Origin of the sequence: Halostella sp. PRR32, from assembly GCF_034808085.1 — an archaeon.
Lineage (GTDB): Archaea > Halobacteriota > Halobacteria > Halobacteriales > Natronoarchaeaceae > Halostella > Halostella pelagica.
In genome coordinates, this window is sequence record NZ_JAXHGL010000155.1 from 1 (window position 1) to 265 (window position 265).

Genomic DNA, 265 nt, shown 5'->3' on the forward strand with positions numbered 1-265 from the left:
GTAGATGGTTTTCACGAATTCGACCGGGATTCGATGAGGGAAATCGCACAGATGACGACCGTTGACAGCGATCTTAAAATAGTTGTCAAAGACCATGATGCGTATCTGGAATGGTTTTCCCTCTTCAAAAGGATTGGGGAACCGTTCCTCCGTACCCCAATTATTGCTCACATAAGAGTTGAGGACCAGTTGGTCGTCCTTAGAGCCAGAGAACCATCCTCCGGGTTTATCGAATCTAGGATTGATGTGCAGAGCCTTATTATCC

Annotated in this window: 1 protein-coding gene; it reads left to right on the plus strand. The window is 46.4% G+C overall.

Going from position 1 to position 265, the window contains the following annotated elements:
* Positions 1-33: 33 nt before the first annotated feature.
* A partial coding sequence (locus tag SM753_RS20720) for a hypothetical protein (protein ID WP_323192943.1) occupies positions 34-265 on the plus strand: 232 nt, incomplete at its 3' end.